This window comes from Methyloversatilis discipulorum (assembly GCF_018780585.1).
Lineage (GTDB): Bacteria > Pseudomonadota > Gammaproteobacteria > Burkholderiales > Rhodocyclaceae > Methyloversatilis > Methyloversatilis discipulorum_B.
Window position 1 is genome coordinate 1 of the sequence record NZ_JADMJL010000056.1, and the last position, 1191, is coordinate 1191.

1 protein-coding gene is annotated in these 1191 nt (G+C 65.3%); it reads right to left on the reverse strand.

Going from position 1 to position 1191, the window contains the following annotated elements; translation table 11 throughout:
• Window positions 1-1191 carry an elongation factor Tu gene (gene tuf / locus IV112_RS19490; protein WP_304006465.1) on the reverse strand — a complete coding sequence of 397 codons (1191 nt, stop codon included), beginning with the start codon at window positions 1189-1191 and terminating at the stop codon, window positions 1-3.

Consider the following 1191-nt stretch of genomic DNA (forward strand, 5'->3'; position numbering starts at 1 on the left):
TTACTCGTTGATCTTGCTCACCACGCCGGCGCCGACGGTGCGGCCGCCTTCGCGGATGGCGAAGCGCAGCTTCTCTTCCATGGCGATCGGGGTGATCAGCTCGACGTTCAGCTCGGCGTTGTCGCCGGGCATGATCATCTCGACACCCTCCTTAAGGTGCACGATGCCGGTCACGTCCGTGGTGCGGAAGTAGAACTGCGGGCGGTAGTTGGTGAAGAACGGGGTGTGACGGCCGCCCTCTTCCTTGGTCAGGATATAGGCCTCGGCCAGGAATTTGGTGTGCGGGGTGATCGAACCCGGCTTGCACAGAACCTGACCGCGCTCGACGTCCTCACGCTTGGTGCCGCGCAGCAGCACGCCGACGTTGTCGCCCGCCTGGCCCTGGTCCAGCAGCTTGCGGAACATCTCGACGCCCGTGCAGGTCGTCTTCTGCACCGGACGGATGCCCACGATCTCGACTTCCTCGCCGACCTTGACGATGCCGCGCTCGACCCGCCCCGTCACCACGGTGCCGCGGCCCGAGATCGAGAACACGTCTTCCACCGGCATCAGGAACGGCAGGTCCAGCGGACGCGCCGGCTGCGGGATGTAGTCGTCCACCGTCTGCATCAGCTTCATCACCGACTGCTCGCCGATCTCCGGGTTCACCCCGTCGGTCGCGGCCTTGGCCGAGCCCGCCGTGATCGGAATGTCGTCGCCCGGGAACTGGTACGAGCTCAGCAGCTCGCGCACTTCCATCTCCACCAGCTCCAGCAGCTCGGCGTCGTCCACCAGGTCCACCTTGTTCAGATAGACCACCAGCGCCGGCACGCCGACCTGACGGGCCAGCAGGATGTGCTCGCGCGTCTGCGGCATCGGGCCGTCCGCGGCCGAAACCACCAGGATGGCGCCGTCCATCTGCGCCGCGCCCGTGATCATGTTCTTCACATAGTCGGCGTGGCCCGGGCAGTCGACGTGGGCGTAGTGACGGTTGGCCGTCTCATATTCCACGTGCGCCGTGTTGATCGTGATGCCGCGCGCCTTCTCTTCCGGCGCCGCGTCGATGTCGGCGTAGTTCATCGCCTTGCCGCCGCTGGCCTTGGCCAGAACCATCGTGATCGCCGCCGTCAGCGTCGTCTTGCCGTGGTCAACGTGACCAATCGTGCCGATGTTGCAGTGCGGCTTGTTACGTTCGAACTTTTCCTTGGCCAT

Excerpts from the sequence above, each read along its gene's own strand:
- tuf (WP_304006465.1), bottom strand. The coding sequence starts at position 1,191 with ATGGCCAAGGAAAAGTTCGAACGTAACAAGCCGCACTGCAACATCGGC.